Origin of the sequence: Paenibacillus sp. O199 (assembly GCF_001636635.1) — a bacterium.
Lineage (GTDB): Bacteria > Bacillota > Bacilli > Paenibacillales > Paenibacillaceae > Paenibacillus > Paenibacillus marchantiae.
Window position 1 is genome coordinate 1 of the sequence record NZ_LGRP01000084.1, and the last position, 3,219, is coordinate 3,219.

The 3,219-nt window shown below is 53.2% G+C and carries 2 protein-coding genes; both read right to left on the minus strand.

The features are described from left to right. Positions 1 to 1,837: B12-binding domain-containing radical SAM protein (locus A6049_RS32170; RefSeq protein ID WP_240321613.1), on the minus strand; the 1,837-nt coding region annotated here is incomplete at its 3' end. 72 nt (positions 1,838 to 1,909) lie between these two features. Beyond that, positions 1,910 to 3,219: RecQ family ATP-dependent DNA helicase (locus tag A6049_RS32175; RefSeq protein WP_063568460.1), on the minus strand; the 1,310-nt coding region annotated here is incomplete at its 5' end.

Consider the following 3,219-nt stretch of genomic DNA (forward strand, 5'->3'; position numbering starts at 1 on the left):
CGGCGAAAGCCCGGGCACCCATGACCGTCTGTGCGGTCATGGCCGAGGTCATCGGCAACGCACGCGAAGCGTTGCCGTCCACCCCGTCCGCCGCTCCATCCGCGGCGGACCCTGTTGCGTCGCCCACAGGGAGCGACGCCGCGCCATCGCTGCCGATCACACCCGCCGCATCCGCGGCAGAGTCTTCTCCGGCAGCAGCCGAACTTCCCGCAGCGGCAATCGCACTCGTGCCGCTGCTTTCCAGCCACGCCGTGCCTGTGGCACCGGCAATACGCGGCAGGCGAACGTCTTCCGGACGTTCAGCCAACGTTTTCATATAACCCGCCCACTGGTCTTTCTGGAGCGGATCTTCCCACCAGATTTTGCGTGGTTTGTATTTGTGGCCGAGGAAATAATCGAGCTTCATCAGGCCAAGCACAACATCCATGTGCGGTGTGTTGCGCGACTCCAGGAAGCTGTGCAGACGGGTGAACAGATCCTCCAGCTGGTGACCGATCTTCTGCCAGCCCTGACCCTCCCAGTAATCCCCGAACGCCTGGAAGAAATCAAATGGCGAATCGAACTCTTGCTCCATCAGATACTTCAACGTATGGTCCATCCGATGTGCGTTCCAGTATTTCTCCAGCACATCCTCCAGCCGCTTCAGGCGTACGATGTCGCTGAACGGCAGCACGTCACTTCCCAGAATCTCATACGGCGCGTGATCCATATACGTGTAGTTGTACTTTTCCGCATCCAGACGCAGACCGGTACCACGCAGCATTTTGAGGAATCCAAGCTGAAGCTCTTCCGGCCCCAGTGCAAATACATCGTTAAACGTCTTGCGGAACGTATTGTAATCTTCCTCCGGCAATCCGGCGATGAGATCCAGATGCTGGTCGATTTTGCCGCTGGCTTTGACCTTGTTCACGGTACGACTTAGCTTCGAGAAGTTCTGGCGGCGTTTCACCAGTTCATTCGTTGGATCATTCGTGGACTGAACCCCAATTTCGAACCGGAATGTGCCTGGCGGCGCATTCTCTGCCAGATAGTCCAGTACCTCGGGACGCATAATATCAGCCGTAATTTCAAACTGGAACACCGTCCCCTGATGATTCTCGATCAGGAATTTGAACATTTCGAGCGCATAATCCCGCTTGATGTTAAACGTCCGGTCCACAAACTTGATCAGTTTTGCACCCTTCTCAATCAGGTACAGAATGTCCGACTTTGTCCGCTCAATATCGTAATATCGCACGCCGACCTCAATACTGGACAGACAGAACTGACAACTGAACGGACAGCCACGGCTGGTTTCAAAATAAACAACCCGTTTCCCGAGCTCCGGAATATCCTCTTCAAAACGGTGCGGTGACGGCAGATCATTCAGATCCGCTTTTGGCCGTCCCGGCATGAGAATGACTTCTTCCCCTTTGCGATACGCCAGTCCATATACGAAATGGAACTTCTTGCTTCCCTCCAGCTCCGTCAAGAGCTGATGCAGCGTCTCTTCCCCTTCACCCATCACGATGAAATCAACATTGGGAATCCGGTTCATCCAATATTCCGTGTCGTAGGACACTTCCGGCCCGCCGAGCAGAATTTTCACCTCAGGCATAACCTTTTTCAAAATATCAATGACCTTGATTGTCTCTTCAATGTTCCAGATGTAACACGAGAACCCGATCATGTCAGCACCGCGCTGATACAGATCGGACACGATATTCATGACCGGGTCCTTAATCGTATACTCGGCCAGCTCAATATCAAAATCCTTCTCACTGTACGCCTTCAGACACCGCAAGGCCAAAGAGGTATGGATGTACTTTGCATTTAATGTAGAGAGAATAACTTTCATGGTTCACAACCTTTGTCTGGACCACCAGACTATATTTTTCATTTCAAAACGTAAGAATCTTCATTCAACATCTCACTCGTATTCATAAAAAGCATCATCATCCGTATCCACGTCTTCGCCCGTTTGCTTCTGGAAAAACTCGAGGAACGGCAGCCCGTACTTACGGTACTTGACCTCACCGACCCCTTTGATATCCAGCATGTCACGTTCTGTCCTTGGACATACCACGCTCATTTCGCGCAAGGTCGCATCATTGAAAATAATGTAAGACGGCACATGCTCTTTCGCCGCCAAATCACGACGGATCAGACGCAGCTGCTCAAATACCGTCTCGTTAACCGCAGATGGCATTGCATCACGTCCGCGTCGTCCACCATAGTTCGTACCCGAAGCCGTTGCCGCCGTCTTGCGAACCACACGCTGCATCACTTCACGCTGACCTTTGAGCACTTCCACCGCCAGCGGCTGCAAACGAACTACTGGATACTGCCCCTCGGACAGCATCAGATAACCTTCGGACACCATGACGTTGATGATTTCCGCGATCTCACGCTCTGTACGATTACCCATCACGCCGTAGGTTGGCAGGGAGTTGAAGCCGTAATCTAGCACTTTTTTGGCACGGGAGCCTTTGAGCACCGAAGCGACCAACGATACACCATATCGTTCACGCATGCGGTGAATGCAGCTGAAAATTTTCTGCGCATCAATCGTCATATCCACCAGCTCGCGGTCGTCCGTACATGAACTGCAAATGCCGCATGGCTTGTCCTCATGCACCTCACCGAAATAATCCAGCTGCGCACTGCGCAAACAACGCGTCGTGTAGCAGTAATCCACCATCTGTTGCAGCTTCCGGTAGTCGTTCTGTTTACGGTCGCCCTCCATCGGGTTTTGCTCGATCAGGAACTTCTGGGTGATAATGTCCTGTGCTCCGAATAACAAAATGCATTGGCTCGGCTCTCCGTCCCGTCCCGCACGCCCGGCTTCCTGCACATATGCCTCCATGTTCTTCGGCATGCTGTTATGAATAACGTAACGCACATTAGACTTATCAATCCCCATCCCGAACGCATTTGTCGCCACCATCACCCGGATATCATCGTACAAAAAAGCTTCCTGGCTCTGGGACCGTTCATCGTCCGTCATCCCGGCATGGTAGCGTCCTGCTGGCAATCCCGCCTGCAGCAAACGCTGATGCAGATCGTCCACGTCCTTACGGGTCGCGGCGTACACAATACCCGGCTCGCTGGCATGCTCGCGCGCGTAATTCAGGACAAAGTCCTTTTTGCTCTCGCCGCGCAGCACGCTAAACGCCAGATTATCCCGCCCAAGTCCGGTCACATACGTCTGCGGGTCCTGCAAACGCAGCAGCCGCAGAA